The following is a 22,041-nucleotide window of genomic DNA, read 5'->3' on the forward strand; positions in this document are numbered from 1 at the left end:
CTTTTATCCTTTGACAGATCCCAGCAAAGCTCCTTTTGCGAAATGCTTTTGTATAAACGGATAGACAAGCAGAACCGGGATGGTCGCCACCACTATGACCGCCATTTTAATGGTTTGCTCAGGCGGCGGGCTGCCCGACCCCATTTCAGACATATCCCCCTGCATACCGCTTGATACAATGACGATTTGGCGCAGAAGCACCTGAATCGGCCATTTTGCTGAATCATTTAAGTACAAGATCGCTGTCATATACGTGTTCCAATACGTGACCGCATAAAATAGTGAAATCGTTGCGATCGCAGGAAGAGACAGCGGCAGCACAATTTTAAAGAATATGCCCAGATCATTGCACCCGTCAATTTTCGCGGACTCTTCCAAGCTTGACGGGATATTTTGAAAGAAGTTTTTCAGAATGATCAGGTTAAAGGCATTAATGGCTGTCGGCAAAATAAGCGCCCAGTAAGAATCGAGCAATCCAAGCGATTTGACCACAAGGAAAGTCGGAATCATGCCGCCGCTAAACAGCATCGTAAATACGACGAGAAACATGAGCGGCTGCCGGCCGATTAAATCACGGCGGGATAACCCGTAAGCCATCAGTGAAGAAAGAAACATGCTGACCGCAGTGCCTATCACTGTCACAAACACAGAAACAAGCAAACTCTTATAAATAATATCTGTTGAAAAAATGTAGCGATAAGCATCTAGCGAAAAAGTGGTCGGAATTAAAATAAATTTTTTCGACACGACTTCTTCTACTGTGGCAAAGGATGCTGCGATGACATGAATGAACGGAAGTACGCATATTAAAGCGAACATCAGCAAGAAACCATAAATCAACATATCAAACAGACGGTTTTTCAGTGAATGTGCGATAGCTCCCACCTCTCTTTGTAAGCGTTATCATATTTTTGAAAACCGAGCTCAGCATGTGACGATATCGTGTCTAAAATGTAGCAAATCTGTGATTGCCATGTCTATAATCATTTGAACAGAGTCCCCGGCCGGGCGGGGGCTTCCGCGAATTGAGACCGATAACAAAAGAAAAAGAGCATAATCTTAGAAAATGATTATGCTCCGTTCTCCTCCCCGTTCAGAAGTTCGGCCGTATTGATTTGTGGCGAAAACCCAAGTTCATTCACGGCAGATTCAATGGACCATGGCCGGCCCGGATTATCAGAGACGGCGTAATAAGTGCCGTACCGGATATTGGTCTCAATAGCGGCTTTGAAAATCGACAGCAGATCGGGGTGAGAAAGCAGTGTCTTTTTCGTCCGTTCTTTTTCATGCAGCGTATCCATTTCATCAGTCACGACTGTTCCGATTCGAAGGTTGATTACTGATAGCTTATTTTCCAAATAAAACAAATGGCCGATCTGTTCAGAGGTCAGCTTTAATACACCGTACAAGTTTTTTGACAGCGGATAATCGCTTGTTGTGATTTCCCGTCCTAAGAGCGAGCGCCCGTCTTTTTCGTATACATCTGTGACATGATTGCTGCTGGCGAACACGAGCTTTTGAATGCCGATCTCCGCTGCCGCACGGCACAGATAATAGCTTGCCCTATAGAAAACATCCGTCATTTTTTCAAACTCAGCGATGTCCATAATATCGTATTTGATTTTAACAGCGAGTAAATTCAAGATGGCATCCGTATCTTTTGGAATCTTCTTCAACAGCTCCTCATAATTTGCCGCGTCAGCCTGAATGGAAGAGGCTTTACCATCGAAATGATCTTTATCAAGCACAGTCACTTCATAGTCTGAAATCAGCCCTTCAGCAAGCAGTCTCCCAATCACACCATTTCCGCCGGCGATCAGCACTTTTTTCACTATGTTCACTCCCCTTTTTTATAGATTGCCCATTTTCGGCGGGGCTGACACTTTTTTGGCACTCACATTCTTAGGCTTATTCAAAAGTCACCGGCAGCTCCTCAAGCGCCCGAAATCCAAAAAGCGGCCGATACCGCCATTCAAAATCCGCAAGATTAAGGCTGGGCATTCGCTGCAGAAGGGTGTTAATCGCAATTTGCGCTTCTAATCGTGCCAGCGAGGACCCTAAGCAAACATGATGGCCATGCCCGAATGAAAGGTGCGGATTAGGACTTCTCGTAATATCGAAGACATCGGGGTTCGTGAATATGCTAGGGTCTCGATTAGCCGCTCCTAACAAAAGATAGACTTGCTCTCCTTGACGGATCGTCACCCCGCAGATGTCAATATCCTCTGACGCAACTCTGGCTGTCATTTGCGTGGGGCTTTCATAGCGTAAACATTCCTCGACTGCGGTACCAATAAGATCTGGATTTTCTCTCAGTTTCAAAATCTGTTCTGGATGCTGCAGCAGACAAAGGACTGAATTGCTGATGAGATTGACCGTTGTCTCATGTCCGGCGATCGCCAGCAATATGCACGTAGATGCCGCCTCCTCTTCCGTCAGCTTATCCTTTTCTCTCCCCTTCAAGAGCATGCTGATCATATCCTGTTGAGGGTGGCGTTTTCTCTTTTGAATCAGCTCTTTGAAATATGCCATAGCCTGCACAGCCATAATATTGCCCTCTGTTAATGCCTTTCTTGACCGGGTAAAATCAATCGTTTGAATGAGACTCCCAGCCCACTCCTTTAATTGCTCCCTATCTTCCTCCGGTACACCTATAATGTTAGCTATGACAAAGCTTGCTAAAGGAAAAGCAAAGTCCGAAATGACCTCCATCTTTTTTTTACCTTGCACTTGATCAAGCAAATGATGGACAGTTTCAATGATATACGGCTGATAACTCTCTGTCGCTCTCGGCGTAAACGCTCCGCTGGCAAGCGTCCGCAATCGTCTATGATCAGGCTGGTTCTGAAACAGCATCATTTGATTTTGCACATGTGAAAGGTCCTGATATTTGGTTGAGCTCTCAGGCAGCGGGGTGCGGACTTTGAATCTCGCATCTTTCAAAATAGAAGCCGTTTCTTCATATCCTGTGACATACCAGCCCGGGTATTTTAAGAAACTCCCTTTATAGATAGGATGAACAGCTCGCAATGTCTCGTAAAAAGAATATGGGTTTTTCAAAAACTCAGAAGATGCAGTTGATGATGCAATTGTCACGTGATTTTCTCCTTTCTGTTCAAAAGTAAAAGCAATCGACATCACACCGATTGCTTTTATTGATTCTTTCAGCTTTTCGCACTTAAACTGGCCTTCATTTCTTCGACTGATTCAACTTCAAAGCCTAGATCACTCAGCATTTTATGATCCTCCGTCTCCTCTTGCCCGGCAGTTGTTAAGTAGTCTCCGACAAAAATGGAGTTTGCGGCGTAAAGCCCTAATGGCTGCAATGAGCGGAGATTGACCTCTCTTCCTCCGGAAATGCGAATTTCTTTTGATGGATTGATAAAACGGAACAGCGCCAGCACTTTTAAACAATACAGCGGGTTTAATTCGTTGACGCCTTCTAACGGCGTGCCATCAATTGCATGCAAAAAATTCACCGGAATGGAATCCGCGTCAAGAGCCTTCAAGCTTTTGGCGATGTCAATGACATCCTGTTTCGTCTCCTTCATCCCGATAATGACGCCTGAACACGGAGACAGCCCCGATTCTTTTGCGATTTCAACCGTATTGACTCTGTCATCGTATGTATGTGAGGTCGTGATGTTTGAATGGTTTCTCTGTGACGTATTCAAATTATGATTATAGCGGTCTACTCCGGCATCTTTGAGACGCTTCGCCTGCTCTGGCTTCAACAGTCCGAGACACGCACAAACCTTCAGTCCATACGTCTCTTTAATTTCCTGAACCGCATCTACGACCTGATCCACTTCTCTGTTAGACGGCCCTCTGCCGCTTGCCACGATACAATATGTGCCGATATTCAGATCGTGCGCCCGCTTCGCGCCTTCAAGCAGTGTTTCCTTATTCACCATCCGATAAGACTCAATCGGCGCTTTCGAAATCGCAGACTGTGAACAATAGCCGCAGTTTTCCGGGCAGAGCCCGGATTTCGCATTCATAATCATATTGAGCTTTACTTTTTTTCCATAAAAGTGTTTTCTGATATGAAAAGCTCCATGCATTAATAGCAAAATATCTTCATCAGGACAATGTAATATTGAAAGCGCCTCTTCGTCAGTCACTTCTGCTCCAGCCAGCACCCGGTCTGCGAGTTCCATCCATTGATTCATTCTCATACCCCCACTTGATTCATCAGTAATGATAGATTGATATGGTCTTTTACCATATGTAGAACCGTTTCTTTCGTAACGTTGGCAAGCTTTGGCGTAACCCCTAAAACCGGCACACCGCATAAGCGCTCAATCATCTCAGGATTGGTTTTTTCATCTTCATCAGGAGAGTCACTGATTCCATTGATGATAATTCCGGCAATTGGAAGCCCCATGCTTTCTGCATATTTGACAGTTAAAAAGGTATGATTAATGGTTCCAAGGTGAGGACGTGCCACAATAATCAGGGGAAGCTGCAACGCTTTTATGACATGACTGACCAAATAGTCCTCTCCCAATGGCACAGAAATACCGCCTGCACCTTCTACGATGAAGCATTCATGTTTTTCTCTAATCCGCCCCCAATGGCTTAAAACCTCTTCCATGGTGACAGTCTTTCCTTCAAGTTTCCCTGCAACGTATGGTGCAAGCGGCGCTTTGAAGGCAAAAGGCGTAATGTCTTCATGAGAAAGACTGGTCTGCGACATGTCTTTCAGCAAACTTGTATCACTATCTGGATGATGGCGCGATATCCCGCTTAAAAATGGTTTATACACCCCGACATCTCTATTATGTTCTCGTAATAAAGCGGCGATTCCGCTGGATATAACCGTTTTCCCCACTTCTGTATCTGTTCCTGTCACAAAAAAACCCCTCAAATGATGTGCAGCTCCTTTCCGATTGAATGAAATGTTTGCAGCAAATGATCAATATCACCCATACTGTGGTCAGACGTGATTGTAATTCGAATACGGCTTTCACCCGGCGCAACGGTCGGCGGCCGAATGGCAGGAGCATAAATTCCCTTGCCCTGCAGTTTTTCAGCAAATAGGACCGTTTTATGGGCATCGCCAATGACTACAGGAATAATCGGTGTGTGATCTCCTTTCATCACATAACCCATATTCTTCAGACTGGTTCTGATCATGCTGATATAAGAAAATAAAAGCTGTCGTTTTTCCCTGCTGGCTTCAATGATGTTGAAAGCCTCGTGAGCAGCCGCACAGCTGGCTGGCGGAATAGCGGTTTGAAAGATAAATGTTCTGGCATGGTTCAGCAAAAAGTCGATGAAGACCGCTGATCCAGCCGCAAAACCTCCTTCCGTACCAACAGCTTTGCTTAAGGTGCCGATCACAATGTCAGGATAAACACCAAAGTATTCACTCGTTCCTCGTCCCGAATCACCCAAAACTCCTGTTGCGTGGGCATCATCAACGACCACGAAGGCATGATAGCGTTTCGCAAGTGAGATGATCTGATCAAGAGGGGCGATTGTGCCATCCATGCTGAATACCCCGTCTGTTACGATAAAACGGCGCTGATAACGCTGTGTTTCATTCAGCTTGTTTTCAAGATCATTCATATCAATATGCCGATAAACAACTGTATCAGCCTTAGAAAGTCGGCAGCCGTCGATCATACTTGCATGATTGAGCTGGTCACTTAAAATGACATCTTCCTTTTCTGGCAAGGATGAAAGGACACCGACATTGGCCAAGTAACCGCTCGAAAACAGCAGGGCCGCTTCTGTCCGTTTAAAGCTGGCAATCTTCTTTTCTAGCTCTTCATGCCAGACCGAATTGCCTGTCGTTAAACGTGAACCGCTGCTTCCTGTCCCGAATTGCTGCAATGCTGTTTGGGCTGCATCGATCAAGCGTCTATCGCTTGCGAGCCCTAAATAATTGTTTGAGGACCAGACCGTTTGATTTTCGCCATCAATGTTCCTCTCTGGAACCGGCGCTCCATCCATTGACCGCAGGTTACGATGTACGCCGGCTTCTTTCATTCTGTCTAACCGCTCGTTTAACCAGGAATCAATCTTCAAGGCTCGTAACCTCGTGGATCGCTTGTTTCATAATGGCAACCATTTCCCCGAGCTCTTCAGCTGTGCTGGCAAGAGGAGGCAGAAATGCAATCACGTCCCCAAGCGGCCTTGTCAGCATTCCTAACTCTCTCATTTTTAAGGAAACTTTATATCCAATCCGCCGATCAGCCGGGTAAGGTTCTTTGGTTTCCGTTGACCGGACAAGCTCTGCACCGCACATAAAGCCAAGCTGCCGAATATCCCCAACATGAGGAAGAGCGTGCAGATCTTGAAGAAGAAAATGGAGCTTTTTACTTTTTTCCGCTACTTGTTCCACAATGTTTTCAGATTCAAATAATGCCAGATTTTCAAGCGCAACCGCACAGCCAAGCTGATTGCCTGTATAGGAATGGCCATGGAAAAAGGTTTTTAGGTTTTCATAATCATCATAGAATGCCTTATAGATGTCTTCAGTGGCAAACGTAACGGCAATTGGCAAATAGCCTCCTGTAATGCCTTTACCGGCAGCCATCAGATCAGGCTGGACATTCTCGTGCTCGCACGCAAACATTTTTCCTGTACGGCCAAAGCCTGTAGCGACTTCATCAACGATCATTAAGACATCGTATGTTGTACATAGCTCGCGCACGCCTGCCAAATATCCTTCCGGCATCACGATCATACCGGACGCGCCTTGTACCATTGATTCAATGGAAAGCGCGGCAATTTCCTCATGATGTTCCTCAAGCAGCTGTTCAAGCTCTCGGAGGCACTGATCACGGCACTCATCAGGATCACCGCTTTCAGAGCGATAAACATAAGGAATCGGTGCCTTGTAACTCTCGAACATCAACGGGCCGTATACGTGGTGAAAAAGCTCAATTGAACCGACACTGACGGCGCCAATCGTATCACCGTGATACCCGTTTTTCATTGCGATAAATTTTTGTTTCTCGGGCTTCCCGATGTTCTTCCAATACTGAAACGCCATTTTTAGGGCTATTTCCATCGCCTCTGCGCCGCTGTCTGAATAAAAGACCCGCGTGAGCTTTTTTGGGCTGATGTCGATTAATGTTTCGGCAAGCTGGGTTGCTGGAACATTGGTCATGCCCAATAACGTGGAGTGCGCAATTTTTCCGAGCTGTTTTTTTATGGCATTATCTAGTTCTTTTTTGCGGTGTCCGTGGACATTAAGCCAAACTGATGAAAAACCGTCATAGTATTCCTTGCCATTTATGTCTTTGACTTTGATTCCAGTCCCGCTTTCGATGATTAAGGGGTTTTCATCATAATCTTTCATTTGGGTAAATGGCAGCCAGAGGTGCTTTTTACTTTTTTCTATCAAATCATGAGTCATGATCTTCCTCCCACTCTATTAAAATAGGCTGCCTCTCCAGGTCATGTATGTACGTGTTTACATCATTGGATCCATCAATAAAAAAGACTCGGCAGCCCTCTTCAGTCCCGTATTCTTTCATTGCTGTAATACGCTGATAGCCCATTTTCTTACCCGCAACATAGCCTGTTATGTAATCCGGATCGTCCGACCAGCATAATTCTGCAACGACTGCCGGGTGCCGGCTTACCTTTGAAGCGAGCGCAAGGGCCTCTTTTATTCTTGAATGAGCTGGCACGTGACTGTGAAGCGCCCATTTTTCAAAATTAGCGTCCGGCCAATCCATTCTGGAGACCCGCACCCCTTTTTCTTTTGTTTGATCCATTCGCTTGCCTGTATGAATATCAAACAACACCGCACCCCTGACATCTGACCATTCAGGGATTTGTTCATATGCTTTTTCAATCACGTCTCGTGAAACGCCTTCTTTTTCCAATAACAATCGGGCCAGCTTTTGCCCTTCTTCCGGGCAGCTCACTTCATTCGTATGCACAGGCAATGGCTGAATGGTTTTTATCGATTCATATACCTCTTCAAATTGAATTTGCATAAAATCAGGTTTTCCTCTTGAATGGGATAACCCTTTTTCTAATAAAGCATTGACTGTATGCTTCATCTCATGGAAAGGAATAAGCCGTTCTCCGCCGGATATATGCTTTCCGCCGTCTTCATGAGATCCATTCATAGAAGCTCTCATTCTGACACTATAAAAAGTTTCTTCTTGCATCATTCCTCGCCCTTTCACTGATAACTGAAGAACGTGCAGTGCTTCTCATTTTAATTGTTAACCAATTATATTTTAAGGTTAACAATTAGAATATATTATTCTCTCCTGTTTCTGTCAATAGAAGAAAGCATCGATTTATGGCAGTTGGTTAAAAGGAAACAAAAAGACCGTTTTCACATAAAACGGTCTTTTTCGATTTCTTTTAACAGTCACAGCCACTTTTGCAAAAACCGCACAGCTTCATGCCTCATAACTGCTGTTTCGAAATGTCCCGAAGCAGAACGGACCACTCGGTAGCAATCAGAAGCTCCCTGTCCAGCATAGACAGCTGTCAATTCTTTTTCGATTTTGTCCACGCCCTCGGCCGGCGTTAACCGATCGTGTACACCAACAAGACTAAGGTGCGGGCGCGGCGCGATCAGGCTTTGGATCTCCGATGCGGAAAAATGCTTTGCAAGCGATGGGACGTAATAATAAAAGCCGTGCCTGTCAAGATTCTGTGTTTTGATCAGCACGTGGTGATCCACCTGGCTGCACAAATCCACACACACCTTAATCCGGTCATCGAGCGCCGCTGTCCACCACGCCAGCAAACCTCCCATAGACATGCCGATGGTTCCGATCCTGTCAGGCTGAACATCAGAGCGTGACTGCATATAGTCCAACGCACTTAAACTGTCATAAATCATCATCCCCCACATCACTTTTCCGGTGAGAAGCATTTCTTTAAATATCTCACTTTCCGCTTTCCCCCGCCGATCTCCAAATCCCCAATGATCAATCGCAAGAACGCCGTATCCGAGAGAAGTAAGCTCATCAGCAAAAGAAGGCGCTTTCAAATAATCCGCTCCCTCAATCAGCTCACTTTTTCCCCTATCATACTGGCCCCCATGCGAATGCTGAAACAATACGGCTGGGCACGGTCCTTCTGTTTTCTTCGGCTTCACAAAATAAGCGGGCACCTTTTCATGTCCATTTAAATCGAGCAGGAGCGTTTCAACGATATTTTCTTCTCTTTCTTCAATACGTAATGTCTCAACACTGATTGGCCTCCGATCAGGCAAATCACCAAGCAAACGAAACAGTTGCTTTCTTCTTTCGACTCTCATCCCATCACCCTTCCTTATTCGCTTACTTCACATTTACGAGACAGATCTGGGTTCCCCTTTATTTTTCCAACATAAATCACATCATTTACTAAATATTTAGTAAATATTATGGAATATTTCGAAAACAATTATTGTAACCGCTTACTTTTATATGATAGTATCAATTTATCAAAAACAGATGAGTTAATATTTTACTAAATAGATGAGAGGGATACCCATGGTTCGTATTAAAGATATCGCCTTGAAAGCTAAAGTTTCCAGCGCAACTGTGTCCAGAATTTTAAATGAAGATGAGTCGCTTTCTGTTGCGGGCGAAACGAGACAAAGAGTCATCAACATCGCTGAAGAGCTTGGTTATCAAACCGTTGCCAAACGCCGAAAAGCCCGCGGGCAAAAACAGCGGGCCCAGCCGCTGATCGGTGTGCTGAGCTGTCTGTCCCCTGATCAGGAAAGGCAGGACCCTTATTTTTCTTCCATTCGGAAAGGGATTGAAAAGGAATGCTTTGAACAGGAAATTTTCATTACAAATTCAATTCATCTCGGCTCCTTTCAGGAACATATCTTTCGGGAATTGGATGGTGTCATTGTCATCGGCCGTGTTCATGATGAAGCGGTTAAGCATATCAGCGGGAGGCTGGAGCATGCCGTATTTATCAATCATTCACCAGATCCGCAAGCATACGATTCGATTGGAATCGATTTTGAATCGGCTTCACGCCAGGCGATTGATCACCTTTTCGACTTAGGCTACAAACGGTTAGGCTACATTGGCGGACAAGAAAAAGAGCATACGCTGAAGGACGGCCAAAGCATTCGCAGAACGATTGAAGATAAACGCCTGACCGCTTTTTTGGAGTCAGCCGCCCCCCAGCCTGAGCATGTGCTGATCGGAGAATACAGCATGCGTGAGGGCTATCGCCTGATGAAGAAAGCAATCGATCAAGGCCATCTGCCGGAAGCATTCTTTATTGCCAGCGATTCTATGGCGATCGGCGCATTAAAAGCGCTGCAGGAAGCCGGACTGCAAGTGCCGCGGGATACCGCAATCGTCAGCTTTAACGGCATTGAGGAAGCTGAATTTGCCAGCACGCCTTTAACGACGGTGAAGGTATACACAGAGGAAATGGGCCGGACAGGCGTAAAACTGCTGCTTGACCGTCTCAATGGCCGAACGCTTCCTCACCATGTCACCCTGCCTACAACATTAATCGTAAGACAAAGCTGCGGATGTACAGCAAAGGAGGTGACATAAGCAAAGATTCATCACGATGATAAGGAGGAAAAGATGAAACACACTTTTGTTTTATTTCTCTCTCTTATTCTGCTTGTTCTGCCCGGGTGTTCAGCAGAGAAAAGCTCAGCAGATACCGCAAAAAAGACGTTAACCATTTATTCTACAATGTCAACCGACAGTGAAAGAGATACGTTCAGAAAACTAGCGGCAGCATTCGAAAAGGAACACAGTGACATTCATGTCAGCCTTCATTTCCCAGGCAATGACTATGAAAATATGATGCGTGTCAGAATGGCGGCCAATGATTTGCCAGATCTATTCGATACACATGGCTGGGGGAAAATCAGGTACGGAGAATATACAGCAGATCTCCGGGATATGGAATGGACTCAAGATCTTGATCCCAATTTAAACAGCATCCTCAAAAATAAAAGCGGAAAGGTGTATGCCTATCCGATCAATCAGGCAAAAGACGGGCTGGCGTATAATCGCAATATTTTAGACCGTTACGGCATTGCTCCGCCGGAAACCATGGATGACTTTATCAAAGCACTGAGAACGATTAAAGAAAAGAGCAAGGGAAGCATTGTTCCCTTCTGGTTTGCCGGATATGACAAAAGCTCATTCGCTCAATATTACGACCAATTCGCTACACCTCTTCTCATCACAGACCCTGCCCATAATGAAAAAAAACAGCTCATCAACGGCACTTTTCAATGGAGTAAATTCACTTATTTATCAGAAATCCTCAAACAAATGCAGAAAGAAAAATTGATCAATATCGACGCCGTCACGGCAAAAAAATCACAGCTCATTGAATTAATGGCCCAAAACAAAATCGCCTTTACAATGCAAGGCGGCACACTCGGCCAAGACGTTGCCCAGATCAACCCGAACGTCAAGGTCGGCATTATCCCGACACCTGCCATCCATCCCGGTGATGACCCGATATGGATCGGCGGTGAACGCTACACCCTTGCAGCATGGAAAGATTCGCCTCAATTAAAAGAGGCAAAAGAATTTATCTCATTTATGGCCCGCCCGGCCAATGCCAAACAAATGGCTGAAGCCACATCGCTTCCTTCAGGGCTGACCAATGTGAAAGCTGATATTTTCTACGCAAACGATTATGAGCATTATCAAGATGTCAAAGTCGAGCCTTACTTCGACCGTTTATACTTGCCAAACGGAATGTGGGATGTCCTGGGCACGGTTGGGCAGGAGCTCGCGGCTGACATTTTGGCGCCTCAAGACATTTCGCAGAAGCTGGGAAGAGAATATAAACGACTCCGGGAGCAATCGGAAATACAGGGAGCTGAAAATAATGAGTGAGATCGCAAGGGACGTTCATGTGAAACAGGTTAAGCCAAAAAAGCAGTCCTCACTTTGGTGGATGTACATTCCTGCTTTGCTCTCCGTTCTGGTCTTTATGATTTATCCGTTTGTGAAAGGCACATTGATTACCTTTACAAACTGGAACGGCTTTTCACAAGTTTACCAATGGGTTGGATTCGCGCAATATGAAAGGCTGTTTTCTGATCCTGACACTTGGCATATCTTAAAAAACACGCTGCTTTACGGGCTTGGCAGCACTTTTTTTCAAAATGTGGTCGGGCTTCTATACGCTCTGCTCTTAAATCAAAGCATTAAAACGAAAGCAGTAACAAGAACAATTGTGTATTTGCCGGTGATGATCAGCCCGCTCATTATGGGCTACATTTGGTACTTTTTCTTCTCCTATGACGGAGGCGCGCTCAATGATTTGCTCGGGGTCTTCGGCATCAGCCCTATTAATGCGCTCGCCAGTCCATCACTCAATCCATGGATCATTGTCATGATTAACACCTATCAATATGTCGGGATCGCTATGGTTGTCTACTTAGCCGGTCTGCAAAGCATTCCGAAAGACTACTATGAAGCGGCGCAAATGGATGGCGCGAAACAAGGCCAGCAGTTTTTTACCATCACGCTGCCTCTGTTAATGCCCTCCATTACCATTAATATGGTCATCAACATTATCGGAGGCTTAAAGCTGTTTGACGTGATCATTGCACTCACCGCAGGCGGCCCCGGAAATGCGTCACAATCCATGTCCACGTTTATGTATGATTTGTATTTCAAACGGCAGGATGCCGGCTATGCCGCAACGCAAGGCATATTTATGGCATTTGTCATTTTGATCATCAGCTTTTGCGCGCTTGCGTACTTTAAAAGAAAGGAGTCGGAAATGTCATGAGAGCCGCCCGTACAAAAAGCATGCGGATCATTACACTTCTTGCAGCCATTGTGGCCTGTGCGCATTTTATTCCTTTTTATATCCTGCTGACCACTTCATTGAAAGCAAAAGGAGACTACAGTTCGAAATGGATATTTCCAGCCGACATCTCCTTTCATAATTTTTCAGAGGCGTGGGAGCGCGCTTCGCTAGGAAACTCTTTTATAAACACCATGATCATCACAGGTTTTTCTGCCTTGTTATTAATTATATTCGGCTCACTTGCCGCCTACCCGCTTGCCCGGCGGGAAACGAAACTGAATAAAGCCGTTTTTGCCTTGCTGATTTCCATTATGATCATTCCTCCGTTAACGTCCATGGTTCCTTTGTACCGAATGGTCGTGGACGCCGGGATGGTCAATACACACGCAATTGCCATTTTCATCAATACAGCGGCTTACATGCCGTTAACCGTATTCTTATATTCAGGCTTTATCCGATCGACCATTCCAAAAGAGCTTGAAGAAGCCGCAAGAATTGACGGCGCAGGCATGCTGAAAATCTTTTTTACGATTGTGTTTCCTCTGCTGAAGCCGATCACTGCGACCATCTGTATTATTTCTTGTGTCTTTATTTGGAACGACTATCAATTTGCCATTTTCTTTTTACAAGATCAAAAGGTTCAGACATTAACAGTAGCCATGGCAGGTTTTTTCGGAGAAAACGCAAACAACCTTCATTTAGTTGCCGCAGCGGCACTTATGGCAATGCTGCCGATGGTTGTTCTGTTTTTGGCGCTGCAAAAATACTTTATTGCCGGCCTGTCTTCCGGAGCGGTAAAGGGTTAACATTAAAGGGGGAAGCAATATGAAAAAGATTACATTTATCGGTGCAGGGAGCACGATTTTCGCCAAAAATGTTTTGGGAGACTGCCTGTTAACAGAGGCACTGAATGGATTTGAGTTCGCTCTTTACGACATTGATCCCAAACGCCTGCAAGAATCCCAGCTCATGCTCGAAAATCTAAGAGACCGTTATAACCCAAGTGTGGCCATCAACAGCTATGATGACAGAAAACTCGCCTTGCAAAACGCAGGCTATGTCATCAATGCGATTCAGGTTGGAGGATACAAACCGAGCACAGTCATCGATTTCGAGATTCCTAAACGGTATGGGCTGCGCCAGACGATCGCCGATACAGTCGGCATCGGCGGGATATTCAGATCTCTCAGAACAATCCCGGTCTTATTTGATATCGCAAAAGATATGGAGGAAATGTGCCCTGACGCATGGTTCTTAAACTATACAAATCCAATGGCCACTCTTACAGGCGCCATGCTCCGCTATACCAATATCAAAACAATCGGGCTCTGCCACAGTGTTCAAGTGTGCACGAAGGATTTATTTAAAGCTCTCGGAATGGAGCATGACGGAATTGAGGAACGCATTGCGGGCATTAATCATATGGCTTGGCTTTTGGAAGTCAAAAAAGACGGCACAGATTTATATCCAGAAATCAAAAGGAGAGCGAAAGAAAAACAAAAAACAAAGCATCATGATATGGTGCGGTTTGAATTAATGGATAAGTTCGGCTATTATGTCACGGAATCGTCCGAACATAACGCAGAGTATCACCCATACTTTATTAAACGGAATTACCCTGAACTGATCAGCGAGCTGCAAATCCCGCTCGACGAATATCCGAGAAGGTGCGTCAAGCAAATTGAAAATTGGGAGAAAATGCGGGATGATATCGTCAATAATAAAAACCTTACGCACGAACGCTCAAAGGAATATGGTTCAAGAATTATAGAAGCAATGGAAACAAACGAACCATTCACCTTCGGAGGAAACGTCTTGAATACAGGGCTGATTCCCAACCTTCCTCCAAAAGCGGTTGTGGAAGTGACATGCGTCGCCGACAGAAAAAAAATTACACCGTGCTTCGCCGGAGAACTGCCTGAGCAGCTTGCAGCCTTAAACCGGACGAATATTAATACACAGCTGATGACAATCGAAGCGGCTGTCACACGAAAAAAAGAAGCGGTTTACCAAGCTGCAATGCTTGATCCGCATACAAGCGCGGAGCTTTCCTTGAAGGACATCATCTCCATGTGTGACGATTTATTTGCAGCACACGGCGATTGGCTTCCGGAATACAAATAAAAACTAGGGGACCGCTCTCCCCTAGTTTTTTGGTTTTGTTTCGCCTTCCCAGGCCATCATGCCGCCTTCAACATTGACTGTTTTAAAGCCTTGCTCATCCAGGTACTTGCAGACGTTCATGCTGCGCATTCCTGAGCGGCAGATAAATACGTACTCTTTGTCTTTATCAAGGGTTTCCATTTTTTCAGGAATATCCCCCATGCGAATATGAACGGCTTGCGGGATCATGCCTTCCGCTACCTCTTCATCTTCTCTGACATCAATTAAATATAATTCTTCGTCCGCCTCAATTTTTTCTTTCAAAGCGGCTGTGCTGATTTCTTTTATTTCCAAAGAAAACACTCCTATTCACAGTGATCATGTTCAGTATATCAAAGTCAGCTGAACGATTGCTATTCTGAGACTGATGAAAAAAATCCCCTTTTGGCAAAGGGGATTTTTTCTAGGCTTAGTTTGCCACAATATTGACAAGCTTGCCAGGCACCGCGATGATTTTCCGAATCGTTTTGCCTTCAAGCTGCTCTTTTACCTTTTCATCTGCTTGAGCAAGCTGTTCCAGCTGTTCTTTCGTTGCATCGGCAGGAACCTGTAATTTCGCTTTTACTTTTCCGTTCAGCTGAACAACGATTTCAACTTCATCATCCACAAGTTTTGTTTCATCATATACAGGCCAAGCTTCGTAGGCAATTGTGCCGGAATGGCCAAGCTTCTCCCATAGCTCTTCCGCTAAGTGTGGCGCGACAGGAGAAAGAAGCTTCACGAAGCCTTCCATATATTCTTTCGGCAGTTCTGTTGCTTTATACGCTTCATTAATAAAGACCATCAGCTGGGAAATACCCGTGTTGAAACGAAGGCCTTCATAATGGTCTGTGACTTTCATGACCGTTTCATGATAGACGCGCTCCAATGTTTCACCCGCGCCTTCAACGATTTTGCCATTAAGCTCACCGCTGTCTTCAATAAACAGGCGCCATACACGGTCAAGGAAACGGCGCGCACCGTCTAATCCTGATTCAGACCAGGCGATTGAAGCATCAAGAGGTCCCATGAACATTTCGTACAATCTCAGCGTATCAGCACCGTGAGAGGACACGATTTCGTCAGGGTTGACAACGTTTCCTTTAGATTTACTCATTTTTTCGTTATTTTCACCGAGAATCATTCCTTGGTTGTACAGCTTTTGGAACGGTTCTTTCGTCGGCACTACGCCGATATCATAAAGGAACTTATGCCAGAAGCGGGCATACAGAAGGTGAAGCACGGCATGCTCTGCACCGCCGATATACATATCGACCGGAAGCCATTTTTCCAATTTTTCTGGTGATGCCAGCTGATCCGGATTGTGCGGATCAATATAGCGCAAGAAATACCAGCAGCTTCCCGCCCATTGCGGCATTGTATTCGTTTCTCTTCTTCCTTTTTTCCCTGTCTCAGGGTCTGTGACTTCCACCCACTCTTTAATGTTCGCAAGCGGTGATTCGCCCGTTCCGCTCGGTTTGATTTCATCCGTTTTCGGCAAAATCAGCGGCAGCTCCTCTTCAGGGACAGCTGTTGACGTTCCGTCTTCCCAATGAATGACCGGAATCGGCTCGCCCCAATAACGCTGGCGGCTGAAGAGCCAGTCACGAAGACGGTACGTCACTTTCTTCTCACCGTTTTTCGTTTCTTCCAGCCAAGCGATCACTTTCTCAATCGCTTCCTGTTTGTGAAGGCCGTTCAGGAAATCAGAGTTCACGTGCTCGCCGTCGCCAGTATAAGCTGCTTCCTCGACGTTCCCGCCTTTTACGACTTCCTTCACCGGAAGGCCAAATGTTTTGGCGAATTCAAAATCCCGCTCATCGTGGCCAGGAACTGCCATGACAGCACCTGTTCCGTATGATGCAAGAACATAATCCGCAATCCAAATCGGCAGTTTTTCTCCGTTTACAGGATTGATCGCATACGCTCCTGTGAATACGCCTGTCTTTGTTTTCGCAAGATCTGTGCGTTCAAGGTCACTCTTTGATTGAATTTCTTTGATATAAGCTTCAACAGCTTCTTTTTGCTCAGCCGTTGTGATGTTTTCCACCAATGCGTGTTCCGGGGCAAGGACAGTGTATGTAGCGCCAAACAGCGTATCTGGTCTTGTTGTAAACACCGTAAAGGAATCATCATGTCCATCTATAGCAAAATGAACGTGAGCGCCTTCCGAACGGCCGATCCAGTTGCGCTGCATATCTTTAATGCTTTCCGGCCAATCAAGCTCTTCCAAGTCCTCAAGGAGCCTGTCCGCATAAGCGGTGATTTTCAGCATCCACTGCTTCATTGGGCGTCTCTCTACCGGATGGCCGCCGCGTTCGCTCTTGCCGTCAATGACTTCTTCGTTGGCAAGAACCGTACCGAGCGCAGGGCACCAGTTTACAGGCACTTCGTCAACGTAAGCAAGGCCTTTTTCGTATAGCTTTAAGAAAATCCATTGCGTCCATTTATAGTATTCAGGATCAGTCGTATTGATTTCGCGATCCCAGTCATATGAAAAGCCAAGCGCTTGAATTTGGCGACGGAAGTTATCAATATTCTGCTTCGTAAACACAGCGGGGTCGTTCCCTGTGTCAAGCGCGTATTGTTCAGCTGGCAGGCCGAATGCGTCCCAGCCCATTGGATGAAGGACATCATAGCCCTGCATGCGCTTCATGCGGGACAGAATATCCGTAGCTGTGTACCCTTCAGGATGGCCGACGTGCAACCCAGCTCCAGACGGATAAGGAAACATGTCCAGCGCGTAAAATTTTTGTTTTTCATTATTGTCAAGAGTGGCAAATGTTTTGTTTTCAAGCCAATATGTTTGCCATTTCTTTTCTATCTCTTTGTGCTGAAAACTCAAAGTAAAAACCTCCTTCTGATTGAATACGGCGTGTATGGTTCAAGTATTGACGGGAAGGAGAGGATTATTCAGAATATTCCCAAACTAAAAAAAACTCCCTCATCCCTAAAAGGGACGAGAGACTTTCGTTTTCCCGCGGTACCACCCTCGTTAGCGCGGCATACGCCGCACTCACTTGATACTTTTAACGCAGTTATGCGTCAGCGGCTTTTCACCGCTGCAACTCTGAGGTGAGTTCGGAAACAAATTTGATTGACTTTCACCAGCCGTCAACTCTCTGCAACAATATCTGTTTCTTACTGCTCCTCTTCATTGTTCTTATCGCAACCGTAATCTAACTGTATTTTATAGAATTCTGTTCATAAGTGCAAGCAGGTTTGTATACAATGGGAATGTACCCTGAACGGGCGGAGATTGAGGACAATTATTCGGGTGGAGTTTTGGTTTGACGTTTGGACTCGGCCGGCTCGCCGCCGCTGTTCAGTTCTCTCACAAAGTCAAAACTTCTGAGAACAGCTTCACCGCCGTAGCCTGAGATAATGGATAAGATGACAAGTTGAATTCCTGAATCGGGGTCAGCGGATAATACAAGTAAAATGGAAGCCGTCATGCCGATAAACCAATCTTCCAAAAATCCAAGGTAGATAAACCGCTTCGTCATTCTGGGCTTCTCCAGCCTGCCTCTCTTTTTCACATGACCGAGAATCCCCATGATTCCTCCAATTACACAAGCAATGAGTACCTGATGCAGCATCTTCATCATCACCTTCCTAAAGCCCTTATTTCGTAAAGCGACTTCAGGCCATCCAGCCCCCTTAAACGATTCCGATGATTTTCGATATCTACATACCGGCAAATCTGTAAAAAGCTTGTTTCTTCCATTATATGTGAACACATGATCGGTAAGCTTGATGCATTGGATTCATTTTTCACCCAGTGACATTGACCTAGTCACCTATTTAGCATGTAGAAAACCTTTCCGTTCATATGTTCAAATTCTGTTCTTATTTTTAGTGTATACGAGGACAAGCCCTAATGACAAACAACAAACTGCACTTGCTTGAATCAGAACATGTGTTGTGCTACGGTTACTGTAGAATTCATTTTAAAAAAGGGGAATATCAGGCTTTCGCATAGCAAGCTGACGGCCTAAGGGGGATTTATATGGCTAGTTTTCAATCATTTGGGATACCAGGACAGCTGGAAGTCATCAAAAAAGCGCTTGATCACGTGCGAGTCGGTGTGGTAATTACAGATCCCGCACTTGAAGATAATCCTATTATCTACGTAAATCAAGGCTTTGTTCAAATGACCGGCTACGAGACCGAGGAAATTTTAGGAAAGAACTGCCGCTTCTTACAGGGGAAACACACAGATCCTGCAGAAGTGGACAACATCAGAACCGCTTTACAAAATAAAGAACCGGTCACCGTTCAGATTCAAAACTACAAAAAAGACGGAACGATGTTCTGGAATGAATTAAATATTGATCCAATGGAAATAGAGGATAAAACGTATTTTGTCGGAATTCAGAAAGACATCACCAAGCAAAAAGAGTATGAAAAGCTTCTCGAGGATTCCCTCACGGAAATTACTGCACTTTCAACTCCTATTGTCCCGATTCGCAATGGCATTTCGGCTCTTCCGCTAGTCGGAAACCTGACAGAGGAGCGATTTAATTCCATTGTTTGCACATTGACGAATATCTTATCAACATCCAAAGATGATTATTTGATCATTGATTTATCCGGATTGGCCCAAGTGAACGAACAAACGGCCGACCAAATTTTCAAGCTGAGCCATTTGCTGAAATTACCGGAACTGAGTTAATCATTACCGGCATTAAGCCTGAATTGGCCATGAAAATGAATAAACTGGATGCCAATTTTTCGTCGCTGAAAACATATTCAAATGTAAAGGATGCCGTTAACGTGCTTCCGATTATGTAAAAAGATCCCGCTCATCCGGCGGGATCTTTCAGATTGTTGACAAAATCCTAAAATGGTTTTCATTTTAGGATTTTGTCATCTTTTCAGCGTGATTGAAAACCCTTGAAGTCTAGGAAGGACGAGCATAGGAGCGGAGCGAATGTTCTAATTCGTGAGCACCGAAGCGCAGGCCTGACAACGAATGCGAGGGTTTGTCGACACGCTGAAAGATCCCGCTCATCCAGCGGGATCTTTTATTATGAAGAGATTGATGCCTGCTTATTTGTTTCTTTAGCTGATTTTAGCCGTTTGTCATATAGAAGCGTTGTGGCAATACTGATCAGCAGCAATACCAACAGAGATAAAACAAGAGCCTTAATGCCGTAATGGTCGACAAGCACTCCTCCGAACAGAGGGCCAATCATTCTGCCGCCTGTAGCCGCGCTGTTGACAAAGCCTTGATAAAAGCCTTCTTTCCCTTTAGGGGCAAGCTGATTGGCAATTGTCGGCACAGCAGGCCAAACAAGCATTTCTCCGATCGTCAGGATCACCATCGCAGCGAGAAACATCGGAAATTGCTTTGCAGTCAGCAGCATGCTGAAAGACACAATAAAAATGATAAAGCCGATGACCATTTGCGCTTTTAGAGACTCGGCCCATTTTTTCACCACAAAACCGACAAGCGGCTGGCCAAGCACAATGAGAATTCCGTTAACCGTCCAGAGCACACTGTATAAGGAAAGAGATATTCCAATGCTTTGTGTGTACGAAGCAATTGTGGTGGACCATTGAGAATAAGCCAGCCATCCGAGTACATAGCCTCCGCTTAAAATGATGAGCGCGGCAAATTTTGCTTTGCTGTTCACAGCATCATAATCAAGCACGGATGTTTGGGATGCATCTCCCGTCTGAATATTTCGAAATCCGAAATATACAATAAAGAAAAAGACCAGATACAATACGGCATTTGCCAAAAATACATATGAAAACGAGAAAGATGCCACGACACCGCCAAGCGCTGAACCGACGGCCACACCCGCGTTTTGCGCGACATATATCGCATTAAATGCCTTCCTTCCCCCTTCAGGCCATACCGATCCCGCCATTGCGTAGCTGGCCGGAAAAACAACACCGGAGCCAAAGCCCACAATCGTCAGCAGCACAATATAGGTCGGCCAATCATGAAAAAAGACAAGGCCCATCAGGCTTGCTAACGTAATGGCTATCCCAAGCATAATCGATTTAAAACCGCCGATTTTATCAAACAAAAAACCTCCGCATAAATTGCCAGCCACACTGGCGCCGGAGTTCAGCATCAGGACAAGTCCGGCTACCGTTAACGACTTTCCTAAATGATTATGGATATAAATCGTATTCAGCGGCCACAAAAAAGAAGCACCCGTCACATTGATAAACATTCCAATGACTAAAATTTTAAGAGCACGCGGCATACTCATCCCCCTTTCTTACCTAAAAAAGCTCATGAAAAAAACGAAACCTAAAACGGCTCCGTACGAATCCAGTTATCATAGCACATTCATTCTATCTGTCTCTCTCACATTTTTCAACTGATGAGCGTGAAAAAATCTAACAAATATTGTTTGAAAAATGTAAAATAAATAGAAAAAGGGGTCATATTATGGAAATGGTATTAGCATTCTTAGGTTTTCTGGCATGTCTCATTGCACTGGGCTATGGATTATATCACCTTGTCAGATATGTACTGAACAAGGAAAAACGTTTCTCCAAGAGACTTTTTTGGCCGCTTTTCATTGGAGGCCTTGTGCTGCTCTTTACCGGAGCAGCATTGGCAGAACCTGACACTGCCGCAGCAAATGCCGAGAAAAAATATTCAGCGCTAAACGCCGAATATAAAAACCTCACAAAAGAACACGAAGAACTTGAGAAAGAATATAAATCTGTCAGCTCTGAAGCAAAGAAATTAAAAGACAACAAAGAAGATCAAGACAAGCTTGAGAAGCTTAAAAACGAAAATAGCGATCTAAAAAAGACTCAGAAATCATTAAAAGCTGAGATTAAAGAGCTTCAAGAAAATCAAAAGCAGCTCAAAGAAGATGCAAAAACGGCAAAGGCTGAAAATGAAACACTCCGACAAGATAAAACAAAGCTTGAAAATCAATTAAAAGAGACGGAAAGCCAAACCGCCAGTTCTCATGAAGACACTGGAAGTTCTTCAAACAATACGAGTAAAAGTGATGAAACCAAAACAGCTGACAAAGCAGAAGGCTGTAATATCAAAGGAAGCAAAAACGGCATCTACCACACGCCAGGCAGTACATACTACGACCGGACAACCGATCCGGCTGAAATGTTTTGCTCAGTTGAAGAAGCTGAAGCCGCCGGTTATAGGGCGCCAAAACGATAAAC

19 protein-coding genes, 1 pseudogene and 1 other annotated feature are annotated in these 22,041 nt (G+C 45.0%); of the genes and pseudogenes, 7 read left to right on the forward strand and 13 right to left on the reverse strand.

From position 1 onward, the window contains the following. Window positions 1–3: 3 nt before the first annotated feature. The 9 genes from NSQ16_RS15535 to NSQ16_RS15575 all read right to left on the reverse strand — a co-directional run bounded on the left by NSQ16_RS15535 (window position 4) and on the right by NSQ16_RS15575 (window position 9,247). Window positions 4–864 (reverse strand): carbohydrate ABC transporter permease, encoded by an 861-nt coding sequence (locus NSQ16_RS15535; RefSeq protein WP_010886597.1) that lies wholly within the window; start codon window positions 862–864, stop codon window positions 4–6. A gap of 206 nt (window positions 865–1,070) precedes the next feature. Continuing rightward, complete coding sequence (locus tag NSQ16_RS15540) at window positions 1,071–1,832, reverse strand: NAD(P)-dependent oxidoreductase (protein ID WP_077671496.1); 762 nt, start codon at window positions 1,830–1,832, stop codon at window positions 1,071–1,073. A 76-nt stretch (window positions 1,833–1,908) separates the two neighbouring features. Then, window positions 1,909–3,096: a biotin biosynthesis cytochrome P450 gene (gene bioI, locus NSQ16_RS15545; protein WP_230488333.1), complete on the reverse strand. Its 1,188-nt coding sequence runs from the start codon at window positions 3,094–3,096 to the stop codon at window positions 1,909–1,911. Window positions 3,097–3,164: 68 nt separating this feature from the next. Next, window positions 3,165–4,172: a biotin synthase BioB gene (bioB, locus tag NSQ16_RS15550; protein ID WP_230488334.1), complete on the reverse strand. Its 1,008-nt coding sequence runs from the start codon at window positions 4,170–4,172 to the stop codon at window positions 3,165–3,167. 2 nt (window positions 4,173–4,174) lie between these two features. Continuing rightward, window positions 4,175–4,870 (reverse strand): dethiobiotin synthase, encoded by a 696-nt coding sequence (gene bioD / locus NSQ16_RS15555; RefSeq protein ID WP_339232274.1) that lies wholly within the window; start codon window positions 4,868–4,870, stop codon window positions 4,175–4,177. Continuing rightward, a complete protein-coding gene (gene bioF, locus NSQ16_RS15560; protein WP_339232277.1) occupies window positions 4,867–6,036 on the reverse strand; it encodes an 8-amino-7-oxononanoate synthase in 1,170 nt (389 codons plus the stop codon). Before bioF ends, bioD begins: the two co-directional genes overlap by 4 nt. Further along, window positions 6,026–7,372, reverse strand: coding sequence for an adenosylmethionine--8-amino-7-oxononanoate transaminase (gene bioA, locus NSQ16_RS15565; RefSeq protein ID WP_339232279.1), 1,347 nt, complete (start codon window positions 7,370–7,372; stop codon window positions 6,026–6,028). Before bioA ends, bioF begins: the two co-directional genes overlap by 11 nt. After that, window positions 7,362–8,138, reverse strand: a complete 777-nt coding sequence (bioW, locus tag NSQ16_RS15570) for a 6-carboxyhexanoate--CoA ligase (protein ID WP_273796606.1) — start codon at window positions 8,136–8,138, stop codon at window positions 7,362–7,364. The genes bioA and bioW overlap by 11 nt, the downstream gene beginning before the upstream one ends. A 209-nt stretch (window positions 8,139–8,347) precedes the next feature. Then, window positions 8,348–9,247: a dienelactone hydrolase family protein gene (locus NSQ16_RS15575; protein WP_339232282.1), complete on the reverse strand. Its 900-nt coding sequence runs from the start codon at window positions 9,245–9,247 to the stop codon at window positions 8,348–8,350. 217 nt (window positions 9,248–9,464) lie between these two features. On the opposite strand from NSQ16_RS15575, the gene NSQ16_RS15580 reads away from it, so the two are divergent. From NSQ16_RS15580 to melA, 5 genes are read left to right on the forward strand one after another with little or no spacing between them, the layout of a single operon-like run. Then, complete coding sequence (locus tag NSQ16_RS15580; protein WP_033884841.1) at window positions 9,465–10,499, forward strand: LacI family DNA-binding transcriptional regulator; 1,035 nt, start codon at window positions 9,465–9,467, stop codon at window positions 10,497–10,499. A gap of 33 nt (window positions 10,500–10,532) precedes the next feature. Beyond that, window positions 10,533–11,813 (forward strand): ABC transporter substrate-binding protein, encoded by a 1,281-nt coding sequence (locus tag NSQ16_RS15585; RefSeq protein ID WP_339232283.1) that lies wholly within the window; start codon window positions 10,533–10,535, stop codon window positions 11,811–11,813. After that, window positions 11,806–12,717, forward strand: a complete 912-nt coding sequence (locus tag NSQ16_RS15590; RefSeq protein ID WP_017695462.1) for a sugar ABC transporter permease — start codon at window positions 11,806–11,808, stop codon at window positions 12,715–12,717. Before NSQ16_RS15585 ends, NSQ16_RS15590 begins: the two co-directional genes overlap by 8 nt. After that, window positions 12,714–13,544, forward strand: a complete 831-nt coding sequence (locus tag NSQ16_RS15595; RefSeq protein WP_014480612.1) for a carbohydrate ABC transporter permease — start codon at window positions 12,714–12,716, stop codon at window positions 13,542–13,544. The genes NSQ16_RS15590 and NSQ16_RS15595 overlap by 4 nt, the downstream gene beginning before the upstream one ends. A 19-nt stretch (window positions 13,545–13,563) precedes the next feature. Then, a complete protein-coding gene (gene melA / locus NSQ16_RS15600; RefSeq protein WP_339232285.1) occupies window positions 13,564–14,862 on the forward strand; it encodes an alpha-galactosidase MelA in 1,299 nt (432 codons plus the stop codon). Between the two features lie 21 nt (window positions 14,863–14,883). On the opposite strand, the gene NSQ16_RS15605 is transcribed toward melA, so the two are convergent. The 3 genes from NSQ16_RS15605 to NSQ16_RS15615 all read right to left on the reverse strand — a co-directional run bounded on the left by NSQ16_RS15605 (window position 14,884) and on the right by NSQ16_RS15615 (window position 18,485). Then, the gene (locus NSQ16_RS15605) at window positions 14,884–15,195 is read right to left on the reverse strand and encodes a rhodanese-like domain-containing protein (protein WP_004398993.1); all 312 of its coding nucleotides are present in this window, start codon (window positions 15,193–15,195) and stop codon (window positions 14,884–14,886) included. 115 nt (window positions 15,196–15,310) lie between these two features. After that, window positions 15,311–17,725, reverse strand: coding sequence for a leucine--tRNA ligase (gene leuS, locus NSQ16_RS15610; protein ID WP_017695459.1), 2,415 nt, complete (start codon window positions 17,723–17,725; stop codon window positions 15,311–15,313). Between the two features lie 107 nt (window positions 17,726–17,832). Further along, window positions 17,833–18,047, reverse strand: a binding site (T-box leader). 102 nt (window positions 18,048–18,149) lie between these two features. Continuing rightward, window positions 18,150–18,485, reverse strand: a complete 336-nt coding sequence (locus NSQ16_RS15615; protein WP_003246114.1) for a DUF4257 domain-containing protein — start codon at window positions 18,483–18,485, stop codon at window positions 18,150–18,152. 404 nt (window positions 18,486–18,889) lie between these two features. Here NSQ16_RS15615 and NSQ16_RS15620 point away from each other — a divergent pair. Continuing rightward, a pseudogene (locus tag NSQ16_RS15620) lies at window positions 18,890–19,674 on the forward strand (blue-light photoreceptor). Between the two features lie 236 nt (window positions 19,675–19,910). On the opposite strand, the gene NSQ16_RS15625 reads toward NSQ16_RS15620, so the two are convergent. After that, complete coding sequence (locus NSQ16_RS15625) at window positions 19,911–21,104, reverse strand: MFS transporter (RefSeq protein WP_327837416.1); 1,194 nt, start codon at window positions 21,102–21,104, stop codon at window positions 19,911–19,913. A gap of 188 nt (window positions 21,105–21,292) precedes the next feature. Between NSQ16_RS15625 and NSQ16_RS15630 the strand changes: the two genes are divergently transcribed. Beyond that, window positions 21,293–22,039, forward strand: a complete 747-nt coding sequence (locus tag NSQ16_RS15630; RefSeq protein ID WP_327837418.1) for an LMBR1 domain-containing protein — start codon at window positions 21,293–21,295, stop codon at window positions 22,037–22,039. The last annotated feature ends 2 nt before the right edge of the window (window positions 22,040–22,041 follow it).

Source organism: Bacillus sp. PS108 (genome assembly GCF_037963335.1).
GTDB lineage: Bacteria > Bacillota > Bacilli > Bacillales > Bacillaceae > Bacillus > Bacillus subtilis.